The following is a 17,512-nucleotide window of genomic DNA, read 5'->3' on the forward strand; positions in this document are numbered from 1 at the left end:
ATGACTCAGCTTGTAGATGTAACAGTAAAGGACCAATACAGCCAAACCTATAATGTGAAGGCCCAGTTAAGACAAGTACCTGAAAACTCCGAAGCAGAACGTTTGGATTTGTTTAAACGAATTGAACATATCGTCGTTGATGGTGAAGTGATTCTGCCTAGTATTGAACTGTTATTTGAAAGTCGGCAAACGGAAAATATATATCGAGTTGTTGACTAACACTTTTGAAAAAAAGCTCATGTTTACATGGGCTTTTTTATGGGAGATCTATATCAAGTTAAGTTATCCCATTGCATTATATAAGAGATAAATTTTTTTGAGCGATTATCTTGAAAGTCATAAAATAAAATCAGCATATCACTTCACACATAGTTATTATTTATCAAGCTGTTTGATAAATGGTTCAAGTAACCATGGTGCCAAAGTCTTAAAAAGTCGATGAAAGACATTAAGATTTATTGCCTGAATTATAAAACAATAGATTGCTAATCAAACTCGTAGTCTTTAAATCTTAACTAAGACTGAAAAAGAATCAATTATCCATTGAGTTTATTTGTTTAAGCTGCCTGCAAATGCAACAGTGAGTGATTGATCTGTTGTAAGTGTTGGTTGAGTACTGCGGGTTCTATTCGACTTTCCTGCAAGGTCGTAATCCATTGCATTTGGCAGCGTTTGAGACTGTGTAAGTCTGTCGCCGATTGAATTTGAAGAATGAGTTGTTTTGCCATTAATCCACAATAACGTTGTAATAAGCTCATCATCAAATTGCGTGTTTCTTCAAAGCTATAAGCTTTAAGTGGTGGGGCAGAGCTTTGTGTAGGAGTCTGCGCTGTACTGTCTAAATCTATTCGATTGACGTTATTTTGACTAATTTCTAGTACAGACGTCGATGATTGAGCCTCCGATGACGGCTGTATTGGGCTAGAGACGTGAGCTGTTTGTGTGGAATGAATTAAACCCAATTCAATTAATTGTTCGAGGATTTCAGGCGTTGCGATGCGTTGTTTGAACTGGTCAGCCAATTGTTCAAAATCTTCTGTACCAATTAAAACCAATAGTCGTCTTTGACGCGCATTGAGTGGGATATGACGTTGTTGTAAAGCATCTAAACCTAATGCTGTTTTTTGATAATGATTCATACCTTAATTTACTCCCCCCGAAAAAATAAATTAAGGCTGAACATACAGGCTGAAAATTACAATAATATTAAGGATTTATGACAATACATTTTAGAGCGTTTTAATGCTCGTATTTTCTAAAGCTTTACGTAAGTATGGGTCGAGTTCATCTTGACGCATTAACCACTGAATATAGTCAGCAGGGAGTTCAGCAATCGCTGTGCCGCGATGCTTGCCAAAATTAATGACTCGCGGAATACGAGCATCTTCAGAGACAGCAAATAATTGCTCCATGCTGTTTATTTTTAATTGATGAACCACATGCATTAAAATATTGGCCGTTAAAATAATATCCATATCGGCACGATGAGCTTTTTTAATCATTTCACGGGCTTTTTCACTGCCTTTTGAAATCATATAAATGAGTGCCGAAATATTGTGGGCTTCAGCATCAGGCCAGACCAAACGTGCAAGTGCGAGTGTACAAATCGCTTTAATATGAGAAGTATCGACACCACATTTTTCGATAGCACGAATATCATAATCAATATTATGACCAATGATGTACTGCGTTTCGGCAGGTAGTTTAAAGGTCGTGTAGTGTGGCTTCCCAATGAGGTCTGACTCTAAAATATGATGCACAGCCATCGCTGCGAATGAGATCGGTTCATCGACGGTATAGAGCTGATCAAATACTTGGCTTTTGTCTAGGCTTAATTTGCCATTTGCAATTTCAATCGGTGCATATGCAATCTCAATGGGTTGACCATTTAGAGTATGGGTTTCTGTGTCAAGAATAATGGCTTGCATGTGCATATCCGAAAATTAAAAGCTGAATAAATTTATCATTTCCAAGACTATCAAGACAGCCTATGACTGCCATATTTGTGGTTTATTCGCTGATTTTGTACGGTGATGTTGTTTAAATCATCTGGTGAACCTAGGTGATTAGAGATTAGGCTTTATTAAGCAAGGGAAAAGTCAGAAGTTACTTGTCAATTTATTTAGGCAGATTGCAAGGAAAATGATTGCTTAAAATAAAAATGATTCTTTGGGATTCAGCTCAAACAACGACTAGGAGATTGTTCTGCATCTAAATTCAGTTGTAGGGTCAGGATTTATTTTAAACTTCAAGTCACTAGTTTTTATAACAAAGGCGAGTATGCATTTGCAGACTATGTTCACTTTGTATCATTCTCGTAACTGGTCTTGCCATGCGTCATTTTGAGGCGTAAATCATTAATCTATTCAAGTGATTTGAATCGTTACAACAAGAAAAAAATGTCATTAAGGAATTTTAAGATGAAAAAACATATATTGGCCGTGTTCGTCAGTAGTTCTGTACTTGTTTTAACAGCTTGTGGAGGAGGGGATGGCGATTCAACTTCTGTTGGTGTGGATGATGGGATTCCTAAAAACAATATTGTTAATCCAGTCGTAACTACGCCAACAGCTTATACGGCTACAGATATGTCAGCTACGGCTGGTGAAAGTGTAGTCATGACTTATAAGATGCTGGGTCAGGACAATAAAGAAACTCGCGCAACGGCATTGCTTTTTACCCCTAAAACAGTAGCTCCCGCGAAAGGTTGGCCGATTGTGGTGTGGGCACATGGTACTACTGGTGTTGCTGATATTTGCGCGCCAAGTAAATCTTCTATGGATCCCGATGTAAAATCGATGATTAATGAGTTACTTAGCGCGGGATATGTCGTTGTTGCTCCCGATTACGAAGGACTGGGAGAGCCAAGTGGTACAGAAGCCCATCCTTATCTTAATTTAAAAAGTGAAGCTTTTTCGATTACAGATGCAGTAGTTGCAACACGTGACTACTTAACCAAGCAAGGTAAATCGGTTTCAAAAAACTGGGTGACGGTTGGGCATTCACAGGGCGGTCATGCTGCTTTAGGTGCTGGTGAATATCAAAGTCGCGCGCAGTTAGATTATAAAGGGACAGTTGTGATTGCACCTGCGTCTAATTTAAAAACGATCTTTCAAGTGGGAGCTGCAAGTGTTGCAAATTTGCCAGCAACTCAACAGGTTGCTACTTATACTTCACTGAATACCTATGCTGCACTCATCACTGCAGGTATGCAAAATCCACCCAATATAACTTTGTACGGGCAAATGTTTGAGTCTGAAGCAGCCCGTATTGCACGAACGGCTGAATCGGCATGTTCAGGGACTGTTTCTGTAAATTACTATACGGAAATGTGGGCTTTAGCGACTGGTTATAACACATTAAATGGATATTACCCAAAAACAGGCTTTCTAGATTTGCCAGTCATAAAAAACTTTTTAGATAACACATCTCAGCCTTTGAAGGTCAAACAAACAGCGCCAATTATTATTTATCAAGGCACCAATGACACGACTGTTCCAAGAGCGATTACGAATATTTTATATGCTGGTGCTTCTCAAGCTGGAAACAATATTCGTTATGTGACTGATGACAGTGAAACGATAAAATGGACCCATACCACATCGTTTAGTGAAAATATCGATGATATTGTTGATGATGTCAAAACACTCATGCCAATTCAGTAATTTGCTTTAACCCAAATCGCTCATGGAGTTCTGCTTCATGAGCGATTTTTTATTTAAACTGCGTAAAGTTCATTCTCGAAATTTATAAACTTCATGCTACAATACGCGCCAATCTTAGCACGGCTTAAAAGCCCTAATTTCATAGGACCTCGCTAATGTTTGCCAATATCTCAATTGCTGAATTTGATCCAGAAATCGCGCAAGCAATCACAAATGAAGATGCTCGCCAAGAAGCGCACATCGAACTGATTGCTTCTGAAAACTATTGCTCTCCAGCAGTAATGGAAGCGCAAGGTTCAAAACTTACAAACAAATATGCTGAAGGCTACCCAGGCAAACGCTACTACGGCGGTTGTGAATATGTAGACGTGATTGAACAATTAGCGATTGACCGTGCTAAAGAGCTTTTCGGTGCAGATTACGCAAACGTTCAGCCACATGCTGGTTCACAAGCAAACTCAGCAGTTTACTTAGCGCTTCTGAACCCGGGCGACACTGTTTTGGGTATGAGTTTGGCTCACGGTGGTCACTTGACTCACGGTGCAAAAGTAAGCTTTTCTGGTAAAACATATAACGCAATTCAGTACGGTTTAAACCCTGAAACTGGCGAGATTGATTACGAAGAAGTTGAGCGTTTAGCAATCGAGCACAAGCCACGTATGATCGTAGCTGGTTTCTCTGCTTATAGCCAAATTGTAGATTGGCAGCGTTTCCGTGACATCGCGGATAAAGTTGGCGCTTACCTATTTGTAGATATGGCTCACGTTGCTGGTCTAGTTGCTGCTGGTGTTTACCCAAGCCCAGTTCAGATTGCTGACGTAACAACAACCACTACACACAAAACACTTCGTGGCCCACGTTCAGGTTTAATCCTTGCAAAAGCAAACGAAGAAATTGAGAAAAAATTACAATCAGCTGTATTCCCTGGCAACCAAGGTGGTCCATTGGTTCATGCGGTAGCGGCTAAAGCAATTTGCTTTAAAGAAGCAATGGCTCCTGAATACAAAGTTTACCAACAACAAGTGGTGAAGAACGCTCAAGCAATGGCTGAAGTTCTTATTGCTCGTGGTTATGACATCGTTTCTGGTGGTACACAAAACCACTTGTTCTTGTTATCTCTTATTAAGCAAGATGTAACAGGTAAAGAAGCAGATGCATGGTTAGGCGCAGCTCACATTACTGTGAACAAAAATGCCGTACCAAATGACCCACGCTCACCATTTGTGACTTCTGGTATCCGTATTGGTACACCAGCTGTGACGACTCGTGGTTTCGGCGAAGCTGAAGTGCGTGAACTTGCTGGCTGGATCGCTGATATCCTAGACAGCAAAGGTGACGAAGCTGTGATTAACGCTGTTAAAGCGAAAGTTGAAGCTGTTTGTGCGAAATTCCCTGTTTACGCAAACTAAGTTCTGACTTGAGAAAGCCCCCTCAAGGGGGCTTTTTTTATAGCATTAAAAAATCAAAATCAGTTGAAATGTAATTTTTACGGCATTTCTGATATAACAGAAGTTATAGGCTAATAATTTATTTTTAATAAGAATTTTATTCATACCGTATTCAAATAGGAATGCAGCACATGGCAAACCCAGCAATTATCATTTCTGAGCAGGATCTTCATCGTTTAGAAACGATGTTAGAACATCAGTCTAAACTTACACCAACCATGCAGTTGCTTGAAGAAGAATTGGCCCGCGCCGATGTTGTTGTTCCACAAGATATGCCTGCTAATGTGGTAACAATGAATGCAAAAGTTTTATTGACCATTGCACCATCTACAGAAGCATCTGAAATTACGTTGGTTTATCCGCATGATTTTAAAGGCGAGAAGGGACAGGTCAATGTTGTAGCTCCAATTGGTGCAGCAATTCTGGGCTTAGCTGAAGGTCAAGAGATTGAATGGCCACAGCCAGACGGTCAAATGATGAAAGTCAAAATTGAAAAAGTGGTTTATCAACCTGAGCGTGAAGGCGATTATTTATAATATCGAAACATCCCATTTTAAAGCCATGTTGATCATGGCTTTTTTATGACTTTAAATATTTTTTTCTAAAATAAATGACTGTAATACAAAAGAAAACAACAAAATAGAGTGCTGATTGATTGCGATTTTTTATTTCTACTCAATAGATTTGGATTCTAGTACCAATAGAGTACCTAATAACTGATATGACCTTCATGATAATTTCTACGGCACAAAAGATGTCACAGCATTTTTGCAAAAATCTACATGTTATTTGACATAAAAGCTGTACTATAAAAATGATTTTATTCAATTTCTTTATTGGGTTAAAGCGCTATGGCACAAATTGACGTTCTTGTTCCTTTAAGGGATATACCAGTCAATTCAGATGAACTTTTAAGTATCCAGCGTAATGATTTAGTTCCGTTGCTGAACGATCAATATCGTCTCAATCATTATGCAGATAGTGTCATTCAAGCACAGTCTGTGCTGCTTAACGGGGTAGATCCGCAGCTCACTTTACAGTTGAGTCAAACCATTGAGCAACTCATCCAGTCACTGGCTGACTCAAAAAAATACTTGAAGAAGCGCAAATTTAATGGGCTACAAAAGTGGCTCGGGATTGATATTGAATATGGTTCAACCCAAGTTGAATACTATAAAAAACTGGATCAGCTGTTGGATCGAGCCAATCATCTTAGTCAAAAATTACAAATCGAAATTCAAAAGTCGCAAGCACGTTATCAGCAGCTCACTGGTTTACGTGAGCAAATGGCCAAATATGTATCTGCGGCTGAAGCATTTTTACTGGAATATCCTAAATTTGTGAAGAATGCACATCCTTTAGATAATTTTGCAGAACGTTTATCGAAGAAAATAAACAGCTTGCAGACTTTGCAAAGCAGTAATGATATTGCGATTACGCAAATGCAATTGTCTCAGCAGATTTCATTGAGTTTGTTAGATCGTTTTAAAGAAGCACAGCAGGTCTTGATCCCAGCATGGCAATATCATGTCAAACAATCGCAGCAATCAAGCTCGACAATTGAACTGGAAAAGCTCGATAATAGCCGTGAAAAATTGATTCGTACCTTAAAAAAATCACTACAGAAACCAACACTTTAAGAAATAGATTAGGTGAATTATGACCAACTCAGAACAAAACAGTCTTGTGGTAGAGCCAACCACTGAAGTGATTGAACATAAGTTTCAACAGTTAAATTTGCAAGAAATTGGCTTGCAACAAGATGACTTCAATGCGGTCTTGGCAGCACGGAAAGAGTTGGCAGAAATCAACCATAACGCCGTGGCGGATTATGGTAAAAATATTGCGACACAGACCTCAGGATATACTGATGAGTTGTTAAATTTGGTTCAAAATAAAGACTTGGATGAAACGGGGCAAAAACTGAATCAGGTAGTACAAGTTGCACAACAGCTCAATACTTCAAGTATCTTAAATAAAAAGAAAAATTCAGGTTTCTTCGGTGGGTTGATGAGCAAAATTAAAGGCGCAAAGAATAATATTGATATGCACTTTAATACCACCAAAGAACAGATTGATACTTTGGTGAAAGAAATTGAAAAATCGCAGTCTGGTTTAAAAGCGCGTGTCGATACGCTAGATCGGATGTTTGATGGTGTACAAAGTGAATATAAACAGCTCGGTGTGTATATTGCAGCGGGTAAGTTGAAACAGGATGAAATTCAGCAGGAAATCTCAACACTGACCTCACAGGCGCAAGACCAAACCACGACGCAGAGGGTTTACGACCTCAATCATTTAGCGAATAATTTGGAAAAACGCGTGAGTGATCTGCAGGTTTTACAACAATCAGCCATGCAAACACTACCGATGATTCGTATTATCCAGTCTAATAATTTGATGTTGGTCGATAAGTTTTATGCGATTAAAAACATCACATTGCCTGCATGGAAAAACCAAATTAGTCTGGCAATTTCTTTAAATGAGCAAAAGAATAGTGTGCAGTTGGCCAATACCATTGATGATGCGACCAATGACTTATTGAAGCGCAATGCTGATTTGTTACATCAAAACTCAGTAGATACAGCAAAAGCCAATCAACGTTCAGTGATTGATATTGAGACGCTTGAACATGTACAAAACACCCTCATTAAAACAGTAAATGATGTGATTCAAATACAAAAAGAAGGGATGCAGAAACGTGCGGAAGCAACCACACGTTTGCGTAGTTTGCAGGACAATTTGAATCAATTGGTTTTAGACTCAAGTTCTAATCGTACGACACCATCTTAATGCCGAGTTGGGTGGTCGATAGAGGAGAAGCGTTTGCCTTCCTTAGATGAGTATGTTGTTCAGCCTCAGCACATTGAACAAGGCGTGATTGCACTCAAACAACGTCAACGTAAACTGAGTTTATGGTGTATGTTGAGTGCTGTCTTGTTTATTGCCTCCAGCATTAGCTATTTTTTACAACATGATTTTGTCTATAGCTTCTTTGGACTGAGCACTGAAATACAGCAACTGCATATGCCCATGAGTGTCGATGCAAATTTAGCATCACTAGGACATCAGCCAGATTATTTTCTGAATTTGCTGTCGTGGTTTGGTTGGCTTGTGCTCAAGATTATGGTGTCTTTTATTGGGGCATTTGTATTGGTGCACTATGCACGGAAAATTCATTTTTTCTATGTACGTTTTCAATCTTTTATACTGAAGTTTGTGGCATGGCTGATTGCCTTTATTCTGCTTTGGTCAGGGCTGACTTATTTGCAATATGATTTAAAAGATGATGAAAGCGAGGCTTTTCAGCAAATCGTACACTACGATAAAAATATTCAGCAAAGTGAAATAGCGCAGTATTTGCAGCAGTCTCAAATTCAAATGCCTGTAAAGCATTATTTGCTTGCACAGACGGCATTGTTACACCAACCTGTCGATAAAAATGCAGCCATTCCGCATGTGCTTGCTCTTGTCCAAGCAGAAAAAAATGATTCATATTTTATTGAATATGGGTTTAAGCCTGAACAGTTATGGACGATGCAGCATCAACTCTATGGCAAAACACTCACGCCAATGGCTACAAGTGTAGAAAAACAAGTTCAGCAAGCAGCGCAGTTCACTAAGGTCATGCAATTCTTCTCGCTTATCTTGATGCTACTGATGGCAGTGCTGAGTCTTGTGTTGTTTGGTCTGACGCGTCAGTTAAAAGCCAGAACTTTAAGAATTGAACAGCGGATGGAGAGTGAATCCTAAGCTTTGACTTCATTTAAAGTCCTGCGTTTAATGGGACTTTTTATGATGAATATCTTTAAATCTATAAAACCGATTATTAAAATAAAAACAAACTGTTTTATCTATTTTTAAATTTACTCTATGATTCTTCTATCAAATAATTTTACAGACTGCTTTGGAGAGCTTAACAATGTTAGATCAAAATACTTCAGCTCAATTAAAAACACTTCTTGAACGCCTCGAAAGTCCGATTGAATTGGTTGCGACTTTGAATGGTTCTGAGAAATCATACAAAATCAAAGAATTGGTTGAAGAAGTTGCAGCACTGTCTCCACTGGTGACTGCACGTTTTGATGGTCAAAACTCACGTGCACCTAGCTTTGGTGTGGCAAAAGCCGGTGAACAGCCGCGTGTCTTCTTTGCGGGTTTGCCGATGGGACATGAGTTCACCTCTTTGATTTTGGCATTGTTACAAACCTCAGGTTATGCACCCAAAGTATCGGATGAAGTTTTAGCTTCAATCAAAGCTTTGGGCATCCAGTCTGACTTTGACGTCTTTGTGTCTTTAAGCTGTCATAACTGTCCAGACGTGGTGCAAGCGTTGAACCTGATTGCCATTTACAATCCAGGCACGACAGCAACTATGATTGATGGTGCATTCTTCCAAGACGAAGTTGAAGAACGCAAAATCATGGCTGTACCGATGGTGTTCCAAGACAATAACCATATCGGTCAAGGCCGTATGACCTTGGAAGAAATTATTGCCAAACTAGATACCAATTCAGCAGTCAAAGAAGCTGAAAAACTCAATACCAAAGATGCTTTTGATGTTTTAGTGATTGGTGGTGGCCCTGCAGGAAATACCTCTGCCATCTACGCAGCACGTAAAGGTATTAAAACAGGGATCGTGGCTGAACGGATGGGTGGTCAAGTCATGGATACCATGGACATTGAAAACTATACCTCGATTCAAAAGACTCAAGGGCCGAAGTTTGCTGCTGAAATGGAAGCACATGTACGTGAGTACGGTGTGGACATCATGAACTTACAACGTGTTTCTAACATCAAAGGTGCAGATGAGACCGCGAATGGCTTGGTTGAAGTCACTTTAGAAAATGGTGCGAAGCTTGAATCTAAAACTGTGATTCTTTCAACAGGGGCACGTTGGAAAGAAATGAATGTGCCGGGCGAAGCAGAATACCGCACTCGTGGTGTTGCTTACTGTCCACACTGTGATGGTCCACTGTTTAAAGGCAAACGTGTAGCAGTGATTGGTGGAGGTAACTCAGGTGTCGAAGCTGCGATTGATCTTGCTGGGATTGTAGAACATGTGACTTTGGTTGAGTTTGATACCAAACTACGTGCCGACCAAGTGTTGCAAGACAAATTGCATAGCTTGCCTAATACTACAGTGATCCTAAATGCACTCTCGACCGAAGTTGTGGGTGATGGTTCACAAGTGACGGCATTGAAATATAAAGACCGCGCAACTGATGTAGAACATACGGTTGAGCTTGCAGGAATCTTTGTGCAAATTGGTTTATTACCAAACACTGATTTCTTAAAAGAGACTGCTGTTGAGCTTTCAAACCGTAATGAGATTATGATTAACGATCGCAACGAAACCAATGTCAAAGGTGTATTTGCCGCAGGTGATTGTACGACTGTGCCATACAAGCAAATCATCATTGCCACAGGTGAAGGCGCGAAAGCATCTCTGTCTGCTTTTGATTACATTATTCGTTCTGGGCTGTAAGTGTGAAATGAAAGAGCCAACGCTCTCCCAAAATATACGTTGGCTTTTTCCCTTTATGTTGTATCGCTGATTTTTGGTTTTACCCTTGATAGGAACTGAGTCGCTAACAGCTCAGTTCCTTTTTTTTCGTTTAAAGCAAATATTTTGTACAAAGAAAAAGCCAAAGTGCTCCCCAGTCACTTTGGCTTTTTCATTTAGTTTTTGTTTATTGTTATTCTTTGCCCAGTTTTTGTTTTGAAACTCTGAGTGTGGTCAGTACTCGGTTTCTTTTCTACTTTCCCCAAGGTTAGATGTTAAATAAGTTCAATCCTTTAAATTTTTCTAACAATTGTTGCTGTGTTTCAACGTGTTCTGGATGTGGCTCGATACAAGCAATTGGGCAAACATCCACACAGGTTTGGGTATCATAAAAACCAACACACTCGGTGCAGCGGTTGACGTCTATTTCATAAATTTTATCACCTTCAAAAATAGCGGTATTGGGACATTCAGGAAGACACATATCACAGTTAATACATGCATCCGTTATTCGTAGTGCCATGGCATTAACCCCAGTCAGCTTGCAACATAAGCCAATGCAGGCGCTGAAATGTCAGCACTTGAATGCGGTAAGTTACGAATGAGTAGGGCATAGTGCATGTCGACATCAGCAGGAACAGGGATTTCAACCACATGCCCTGAACCTTTCGCCTCAAGGATTGGATTGCCTTTTTTATCGAGGATTTCTGTTAGTTCAAAAGTGATGTTGCCTGAAGTGGTCATGAGTTCGAGCACATCACCCACTACAAAACGGTTTTTGACATCGACTTTCAGATAATCGCCATTTCGTTCTAAAATTTCACCGCAGTATTGTTGATGGTCAAAACTGGATGAACCATTTTCATAGTTTTGATATTCACTATGCACATGGCGACGTAAAAAACCTTCGGTATAACCACGGTTGGCCAGACCTTCGAGTTGTGTCATGAGTGAGGAATCGAAAGGTTTACCGGCGAGCGCATCATCTATGGCTTTGCGATAAATTTGTGCTGTACGCGCACAGTAAAAATAAGACTTGGTACGTCCTTCAATTTTTAAAGAATTGATCCCCATTTGGGTTAAGCGCTCAACATGCTGCACCGCGCGCAAGTCTTTTGAGTTCATAAAGTAAGTACCATGTTCGTCTTCTTCAGCAGCAAACATGTCTTCATCATGACGTTGTAGTAATATGGGTTCATCGAACTGATGCTGTGCTTGCATATGCAGTTCATCAGCATCAGGGCTTGAACAGCAATTGGAGTCTGTATTCAGATTCTGGACTGGGATTACATCACCATTTTCATCTTGCGTAGTCTCATGAACTTTGTATTCCCAACGGCAGGCATTGGTACATGCCCCTTGATTGGCATCACGTTTATTCATATAGCCTGAAAGCATACAACGTCCAGAGTATGCCATGCATAGCGCACCATGCACAAAAACCTCAATTTCCATGTCAGGCACTTGCTGCTTAATTTCTTCAATTTCATCAATGGATAATTCACGGGATAAAATGACCCGAGTCAGTCCCATGTTTTTCCAAAACTTCACAGTAGCCCAGTTGACAGCATTGGCTTGAACAGAAAGATGCACATCCATGTCTGGAAAATGCTCGCGTACCATCATAATTAGCCCTGGATCCGACATGATCAGGGCATCGGGTTGCATCGCAACCACAGGTGTGAGGTCACGAATAAAGTTTTTGAGTTTCGAGTTATGCGGTTGAATGTTGACGACCACATAAAACTTTTTGCCTAAGTCATGCGCTTCTTGAATGCCGATAGCCAGATTCTCATGGTCAAATTCATTATTGCGCACACGTAAACTGTAACGAGGTTGTCCGGCATAGACTGCATCTGCGCCATATGCAAATGCATAACGCATATTTTTAAGCGAACCTGCAGGAGAAAGAAGTTCAGTAACGTGATGAATGCTCATGATTAAACTAAGGCATAAAAAAAATATGGGTTTATTGTAGGGCTTTAAAAAATAGATTCAACCTAGTAAACAACTCGGAATTTAAAAGGTTATATGCGCGAAAATTACATGTTCAAACGCTGGATGTGAGTGCTCCATTATAAATGTTTGAATATATGATTTTATGTAGCTAAGGATAGAAGTAAATTTAAATATCCTTGTTTTATAAAGTAAAAGAGCGGTTATATAAAACTTACCAGAGATTCTAATCATCAAAAAGCTAGAGTTCTTTGTGGCCTTTTATTCGAAATAATTAGGGATCATTTTTATTAGATTTGCTGTGAAGCTATATTTTTTATTTGTGAATTTATTAAAAAATTAAAAGAAAATAAATATAAAAATTTTGCATTGACTATGTAAGGCTTGGGTAAATAGATAGCAAAAACGAGTAATACCCGTATTCTAAATTCTGCGTTGATGTGTTTTATGCATCTGAAAGCCCTGCTTCAAGATGTCTTAAAATTTGACAATCATCAATGGTTGATTGGGTTGTGCAAGACTGCCGAAGTTGTTGTAGTTGTATCTGAAATTTTTGCAATTCAATGATTTTTTGTTCGACTTGTTTTAAATGCTCATCAATTAGTTGATTGACCGCACTACAGTCTTGTTGAGGCTTTTGCTCCAGTTCAATCAGGTATTCAATTTCTTTGAGTGAGATATCTAACGCGCGACAACGTTTAATAAAAATGAGTCGTTTAAGCGCGTCATCTTGATAATAGCGATAGTTATTGTCCCCGCGAAAAGAAGGCTCTAATAAATGCTTTTTTTCATAGAAACGAATGGTATCGGCACTTAATCCTGTTTTATGAACTAAGTCTTTCATCAAATAAATAGGAGATGATTTTTGTTGATTCATTTTGCTTGACCTTGGAGCGACTCCATAGTTTTTAATCATAATAGAAAATGATTACGTCTGAATAGAGGTTGTATATATGGCATGTTCTTCTTGCAGTTGTGCACCTGCACCGCAAAAGCCAAATAGTAAGTTTAGAACGGCATTGTGGATAGCTTTATTTATCAATTTAGCTATGTTCGTGGTGGAGCTTATTGGTGGAGCTTATGCACATTCGTCATCTTTATGGGCTGATTCTCTAGATTTTTTTGGTGATGCAGTCAACTATGGTATTTCCCTAGCGGTGCTTGGTGCGAGTTTGTATTGGCGGGCGACAGTGGCACTGCTCAAAGGCATTACTATGGCACTATTTGGTTTAGTGGTGATTGGTAAAGTGATTTATGCCTATGCTTTGGGAATTCCGCCTGAAGCCATGACCATGGGGGTGATTGGTGTGATTGCTTTGCTCGCGAATGTGGTTTGTGCCGTCATTTTATATGCCTTTAGAGAAGGTGACTCTAATATGCAATCGGTCTGGCTTTGTAGTCGAAATGATGCGATTGGGAATGTGGCAGTTATTTTTGCTGCAATAGGGGTGTTTGGTACAGGTAGTTTGTGGCCAGACATAATCGTGGCAGGCATTATGGCGACTTTAGGTATGTCTGCGGGTTATCAAGTGGTGAGCAAAGCATTATCTGAGCGTAGATTACAGCTAGAGAATTAAGAAAACGCTAAATTTCTTAATCAAAGTAAAATTATTTTCCATAAAAATGCTCCGCAGTTGCTCGGAGCATTTTGTTGTTTACATAATAAGAATAAAACTCTGCTCATTTGTCGGATTGATCTGGCTATAATGGCGCCTAATTTATGATCGTTGTTTGCGATCAATGTTGACTGAAACTTACTTTTTAAAAATATAGACGATGATAAATACAATCACTCAAGTGCTAGAGCAATTGGGGTTAAGTGCACAAAAGCGTGCCATTCATGCACAATTTTCACATGCTGCATTAAATCATGACATCTTTTTACAGCATATTGAGGGTACCCATGCATTAAACCAAGGTTTAAACGTTGAATTGATCTGCCTCTCAACCAATGCTCTGATTCCACTCAAACAATTTATCGGGGTACAAGTCGCGGTGGATCAGGTCACAGACCAAGGCACATTATTTCGCAGCACAGGGATCATCACCCACGCCGAACAAGGACAAAGTGATGGTGCGCTGACCCTGTACAAACTTCGCTTAGAAGACGCAACGGCACTTTGGCATAAACGTCGCAACAGTCGAGTGTTTATGAATAAAAGTGTGCGAGATGTCAGTGAAATACTCTTTAAGGAATGGCAGAGTAAAAGTCCGCTATTTGCTGCTAGCCTCAGCCTTAATCTTTCTGGTTTAAATACAGAGACCGATGTTCGTCCCTTCATCATGCAGTCAAATGAAACCGATTATGACTTTCTAACACGGCTCTGGCGCAGTTGATGTGTGCTGAAAAAACAGGAGGTTTTAACTTGGTAAACTAAACACACTCATCAGGAGTTTACCATGAGCAAGAAACACAAGACTTACACCACAGAATTTAAAGCTGAAGCCATCAAATTAATTGAAGCCAATCAAGGCAATGTCTCGGAAACAGCTAGACAACTTAGCATTTCAATGCAAACTCTTTCAAATTGGGTGGTGTTTTAAAAAGTATGCTGAGATTAAATGAAGCCATTATTGATGTAAAAGAAGGTTAAGTCGAAGGCTTTAAAATGGTTTTCAAGCTTTTTGGAGAAATTGCAACTTCTTCTAAAACCACGCCTTATTCGATGCCTTATTTTGCAATTATTACCTTCAATTCCTACAGTAAACAACTTACCAATACTTTGCTTGCAGTTTTTAAAAGCAGTGATGAAACTGTCCCAATGATCACTTGCAATTCGGGTGTAGTGAATACCTAATTGTTTAAGCTTTGTCTTCAACCTTTGGACTGTAGCTAAATCTCTCTTACCCCAAACATAAGCAAGAATCTCACCTGTTTTTCGATGGTAGGCGTAAATAAGCCATTGTTTATTATTTTAATTTCCACCAAAAGTCCAGAATTCATCTACTTCGAGAGATTCATAATGACTTTGTTTAGGCTGAATTTGATAGGCCGATTCAGTTAAAGTCCGTAAGACATTACCGATACTAATGCGCTCAACTTCAGCGATATCTCGTATACCGCTGCCTCTGACCATTAACTGTAATATTTTACGAGTAATGCCAGAATTACATCCTAGATAGCTCAGAGCATGGTCACCAATAAACTGACGTTTGCAGTCTTTGCATTGGTAGTTTTGTTTCCCATCTACTTTGATACCATTTTTCTTTATACTGTCACTGAGGCAGGTTGGACATTTGATTTCTAGCGTTATTTGCATTTCTCTATTTTATCAAAATTCAACCTGCTTTTTTTTAGCATACTTTTTGATACACCACCGTTTTTTGATTTATGACGGAAGTCTAATGTCTCAGATAAAAATTTATGTTTTAAATGAAACAATAGAATTACATCGTGATAATTTAAGTAAAGCTGTCCATCAGGCTTTAGTTAAAGAATTAAAATACCCTGAAGAGAAAAGGTTTCAACGTTTTATAGCACTAGAATCCAAGAATTTTGTATATCCAGTAGATCGCAGTAAATCTTATATAATTATTGAAATTTCTATGTTCGATGGACGAAAAAAAGAGACTAAAAAAGCATTTATTAGGTCTCTATTCGAAAATATAAACAATCTATGCGGTATTGATTCAAATGATGTTGAGATAACTATATTCGAAACTCCTAAAGAAAACTGGGGCATTAGAGGGAGAAATGCGGATGAAATACAGTTGAATTATAAGGTAACCTGAGTTCGATGAAATCCACTTAACCTTTTAGCATATTTTGGAAAGTTGGCTTATTGGGATTCAAACAATAAGCCACTACAGCAGCCATGATATTCACCATGAAGTTATTTACCGAACGATGACGTGAATGTTCAAGTTGATGTAAATTTTTTAATTGATCATTCACGGTTTCGATCAATCCTCTTCTGCAAAGTAATTATTTTTCTTCTTAAGTTTGGATGGGTTTATTTTTCATATTCCGACGTGATGGAGTCAATATTTTCAGTCCTCTTGCTGCTAAAGCTTCGGCTTTTGCTTTGCTCAAATAGCCTTTGTCTCCGAGTAGGATTCCTTTTAATTCTTGAGTTAAAGATTCTAATATAGCAACATCATGAACATTTCCCTATGTCAGTTTGAGATTAATAATTTCACCTAAATTATTGATAACGAGATGTAATTTAAAACCATAAAACCAACCCGTACTACTTTTTCCACGACCGGCCAAGCCTTTAAATACACGATGCCTTTTAATCCGAAGATTATGGCAAACTACCAATTTAGTGGAATCAATGATACTGATTCCCGTATCTTTTCCTTTCACCTGATGGAAGAAACCACTCAGAGCTTGCAAACAACGGGGCATAATTTCAATAAATCGGTTGTAGCTAAGCAGTTTAGGAAAAGCAGATTTCGAGAATGGAACGATCATTTGGCAATAAAAATATTTGAAGAATCTAAAACCGGATTGATGAAATAAAATGACAATGGTCATTGCTTCAGACAAGCTTAAAGCTGACTTTTTCAACCTGGTTTTTTGATTAGAAATTAAAGCTTTCTCTAAAGATTCATTAAATTTTTTGCAGAAATCATCCAAAATACAAAATAATTCGGTAATATGATCCATTGAGAAGCCTTGTTTTATAACATTTTGTCTTGAGAACCAATATGTTACAAAAACAGGGCTTTTTTTCTACTCTTTTTTTATATCGAACTCAGGTTAAGGTAAATGTTTAAATTTGCTAAAATGTGTGATTGATAGAGATCGTTTCAATTTAGCGATCTCTAAATCCATCTTGTAATTGGCGTGTTGAATCCGTTCATTGGATGGGTTGTATTGCTTCTGGACCTCATTAGAGAAAGGGGTTTCTTCACATAATTCAAAGTACCTTTCCATCGGTGTTTTACCTTTCAAAGCTGGTGCTGGTCTCATCCAGTTATAGTAATGCTGC

The 17,512-nt window shown here is 38.8% G+C and carries 15 protein-coding genes and 5 pseudogenes; 12 read left to right on the forward strand and 8 right to left on the reverse strand.

What is annotated here, in order from left to right; all coding sequences use genetic code 11:
* On the forward strand, positions 1–219 hold the full coding sequence (locus ACG9ZB_RS02035; RefSeq protein WP_419323756.1) for a hypothetical protein: 219 nt from the start codon (positions 1–3) through the stop codon (positions 217–219).
* Positions 220–557: 338 nt separating this feature from the next.
* Here the strand turns inward: ACG9ZB_RS02035 and ACG9ZB_RS02040 are convergent, their stop codons facing one another.
* A complete protein-coding gene (locus ACG9ZB_RS02040) occupies positions 558–1,139 on the reverse strand; it encodes a hypothetical protein (RefSeq protein ID WP_148825719.1) in 582 nt (193 codons plus the stop codon).
* A gap of 90 nt (positions 1,140–1,229) precedes the next feature.
* Entirely contained in the window at positions 1,230–1,928 is a 699-nt protein-coding gene (locus ACG9ZB_RS02045; RefSeq protein ID WP_419323758.1) for an exonuclease domain-containing protein, read from the reverse strand.
* A 492-nt stretch (positions 1,929–2,420) separates the two neighbouring features.
* Between ACG9ZB_RS02045 and ACG9ZB_RS02050 the strand changes: the two genes are divergently transcribed.
* The 7 genes from ACG9ZB_RS02050 to ahpF all read left to right on the forward strand — a co-directional run bounded on the left by ACG9ZB_RS02050 (position 2,421) and on the right by ahpF (position 10,601).
* Positions 2,421–3,665, forward strand: coding sequence for an alpha/beta hydrolase (locus ACG9ZB_RS02050; RefSeq protein ID WP_419323760.1), 1,245 nt, complete (start codon positions 2,421–2,423; stop codon positions 3,663–3,665).
* A gap of 155 nt (positions 3,666–3,820) precedes the next feature.
* A complete protein-coding gene (gene glyA, locus ACG9ZB_RS02055; protein WP_419323762.1) occupies positions 3,821–5,074 on the forward strand; it encodes a serine hydroxymethyltransferase in 1,254 nt (417 codons plus the stop codon).
* A 170-nt stretch (positions 5,075–5,244) separates the two neighbouring features.
* A complete protein-coding gene (gene rnk, locus ACG9ZB_RS02060; protein WP_419323764.1) occupies positions 5,245–5,649 on the forward strand; it encodes a nucleoside diphosphate kinase regulator in 405 nt (134 codons plus the stop codon).
* Positions 5,650–5,964: 315 nt separating this feature from the next.
* Entirely contained in the window at positions 5,965–6,753 is a 789-nt protein-coding gene (locus ACG9ZB_RS02065) for a tellurium resistance protein (protein WP_419323766.1), read from the forward strand.
* 19 nt (positions 6,754–6,772) lie between these two features.
* Complete coding sequence (locus ACG9ZB_RS02070; RefSeq protein WP_419323768.1) at positions 6,773–7,906, forward strand: toxic anion resistance protein; 1,134 nt, start codon at positions 6,773–6,775, stop codon at positions 7,904–7,906.
* 33 nt (positions 7,907–7,939) lie between these two features.
* Positions 7,940–8,866, forward strand: coding sequence for a hypothetical protein (locus ACG9ZB_RS02075; protein ID WP_419323770.1), 927 nt, complete (start codon positions 7,940–7,942; stop codon positions 8,864–8,866).
* 169 nt (positions 8,867–9,035) lie between these two features.
* Positions 9,036–10,601: an alkyl hydroperoxide reductase subunit F gene (ahpF, locus tag ACG9ZB_RS02080; protein WP_419323772.1), complete on the forward strand. Its 1,566-nt coding sequence runs from the start codon at positions 9,036–9,038 to the stop codon at positions 10,599–10,601.
* Between the two features lie 286 nt (positions 10,602–10,887).
* Here the strand turns inward: ahpF and ACG9ZB_RS02085 are convergent, their stop codons facing one another.
* The 3 genes from ACG9ZB_RS02085 to ACG9ZB_RS02095 all read right to left on the reverse strand — a co-directional run bounded on the left by ACG9ZB_RS02085 (position 10,888) and on the right by ACG9ZB_RS02095 (position 13,452).
* Positions 10,888–11,142 carry a YfhL family 4Fe-4S dicluster ferredoxin gene (locus ACG9ZB_RS02085; protein WP_419323774.1) on the reverse strand — a complete coding sequence of 85 codons (255 nt, stop codon included), beginning with the start codon at positions 11,140–11,142 and terminating at the stop codon, positions 10,888–10,890.
* Between the two features lie 14 nt (positions 11,143–11,156).
* Positions 11,157–12,557 (reverse strand): tRNA 5-hydroxyuridine modification protein YegQ, encoded by a 1,401-nt coding sequence (yegQ, locus tag ACG9ZB_RS02090; protein ID WP_419323776.1) that lies wholly within the window; start codon positions 12,555–12,557, stop codon positions 11,157–11,159.
* A gap of 463 nt (positions 12,558–13,020) precedes the next feature.
* On the reverse strand, positions 13,021–13,452 hold the full coding sequence (locus ACG9ZB_RS02095; protein WP_419323778.1) for a Cd(II)/Pb(II)-responsive transcriptional regulator: 432 nt from the start codon (positions 13,450–13,452) through the stop codon (positions 13,021–13,023).
* A gap of 76 nt (positions 13,453–13,528) precedes the next feature.
* Between ACG9ZB_RS02095 and ACG9ZB_RS02100 the strand changes: the two genes are divergently transcribed.
* The 3 genes and pseudogenes from ACG9ZB_RS02100 to ACG9ZB_RS02110 all read left to right on the forward strand — a co-directional run.
* Entirely contained in the window at positions 13,529–14,152 is a 624-nt protein-coding gene (locus ACG9ZB_RS02100) for a cation transporter (RefSeq protein ID WP_419323779.1), read from the forward strand.
* A gap of 199 nt (positions 14,153–14,351) precedes the next feature.
* Positions 14,352–14,909: pseudogene (locus ACG9ZB_RS02105) on the forward strand (phage late control D family protein); the annotation flags it as partial.
* Between the two features lie 66 nt (positions 14,910–14,975).
* Positions 14,976–15,107: pseudogene (locus ACG9ZB_RS02110) on the forward strand (transposase); the annotation flags it as partial.
* A 26-nt stretch (positions 15,108–15,133) separates the two neighbouring features.
* Here the strand turns inward: ACG9ZB_RS02110 and ACG9ZB_RS02115 are convergent.
* Positions 15,134–15,835 (reverse strand): annotated as a pseudogene (locus ACG9ZB_RS02115) (IS1 family transposase).
* 85 nt (positions 15,836–15,920) lie between these two features.
* On the opposite strand from ACG9ZB_RS02115, the gene ACG9ZB_RS02120 reads away from it, so the two are divergent.
* Positions 15,921–16,307 carry a tautomerase family protein gene (locus ACG9ZB_RS02120; protein ID WP_419323781.1) on the forward strand — a complete coding sequence of 129 codons (387 nt, stop codon included), beginning with the start codon at positions 15,921–15,923 and terminating at the stop codon, positions 16,305–16,307.
* Between the two features lie 16 nt (positions 16,308–16,323).
* Here the strand turns inward: ACG9ZB_RS02120 and ACG9ZB_RS02125 are convergent.
* Together ACG9ZB_RS02125 and ACG9ZB_RS02130 are read right to left on the reverse strand one after the other, a co-directional pair.
* Positions 16,324–17,187, reverse strand: a pseudogene (locus ACG9ZB_RS02125) (IS982 family transposase).
* 93 nt (positions 17,188–17,280) lie between these two features.
* A pseudogene (locus ACG9ZB_RS02130) lies at positions 17,281–17,512 on the reverse strand (hypothetical protein); the annotation flags it as partial.

Origin of the sequence: Acinetobacter johnsonii, assembly GCF_048551975.1 — a bacterium.
Taxonomy (GTDB): Bacteria; Pseudomonadota; Gammaproteobacteria; order Pseudomonadales; family Moraxellaceae; genus Acinetobacter; species Acinetobacter johnsonii_A.

Coding starts and splice junctions, on each gene's coding strand:
- ACG9ZB_RS02035 (WP_419323756.1), top strand. CDS start 1: ATGACTCAGCTTGTAGATGTAACAGTAAAGGACCAATACAGCCAAACC.
- ACG9ZB_RS02040 (WP_148825719.1), bottom strand. CDS start 1,139: ATGAATCATTATCAAAAAACAGCATTAGGTTTAGATGCTTTACAACAA.
- ACG9ZB_RS02045 (WP_419323758.1), bottom strand. CDS start 1,928: ATGCAAGCCATTATTCTTGACACAGAAACCCATACTCTAAATGGTCAA.
- ACG9ZB_RS02050 (WP_419323760.1), top strand. CDS start 2,421: ATGAAAAAACATATATTGGCCGTGTTCGTCAGTAGTTCTGTACTTGTT.
- glyA (WP_419323762.1), top strand. CDS start 3,821: ATGTTTGCCAATATCTCAATTGCTGAATTTGATCCAGAAATCGCGCAA.
- rnk (WP_419323764.1), top strand. CDS start 5,245: ATGGCAAACCCAGCAATTATCATTTCTGAGCAGGATCTTCATCGTTTA.
- ACG9ZB_RS02065 (WP_419323766.1), top strand. CDS start 5,965: ATGGCACAAATTGACGTTCTTGTTCCTTTAAGGGATATACCAGTCAAT.
- ACG9ZB_RS02070 (WP_419323768.1), top strand. CDS start 6,773: ATGACCAACTCAGAACAAAACAGTCTTGTGGTAGAGCCAACCACTGAA.
- ahpF (WP_419323772.1), top strand. CDS start 9,036: ATGTTAGATCAAAATACTTCAGCTCAATTAAAAACACTTCTTGAACGC.
- ACG9ZB_RS02085 (WP_419323774.1), bottom strand. CDS start 11,142: ATGGCACTACGAATAACGGATGCATGTATTAACTGTGATATGTGTCTT.
- yegQ (WP_419323776.1), bottom strand. CDS start 12,557: ATGAGCATTCATCACGTTACTGAACTTCTTTCTCCTGCAGGTTCGCTT.
- ACG9ZB_RS02095 (WP_419323778.1), bottom strand. CDS start 13,452: ATGAATCAACAAAAATCATCTCCTATTTATTTGATGAAAGACTTAGTT.
- ACG9ZB_RS02100 (WP_419323779.1), top strand. CDS start 13,529: ATGGCATGTTCTTCTTGCAGTTGTGCACCTGCACCGCAAAAGCCAAAT.
- ACG9ZB_RS02120 (WP_419323781.1), top strand. CDS start 15,921: ATGTCTCAGATAAAAATTTATGTTTTAAATGAAACAATAGAATTACAT.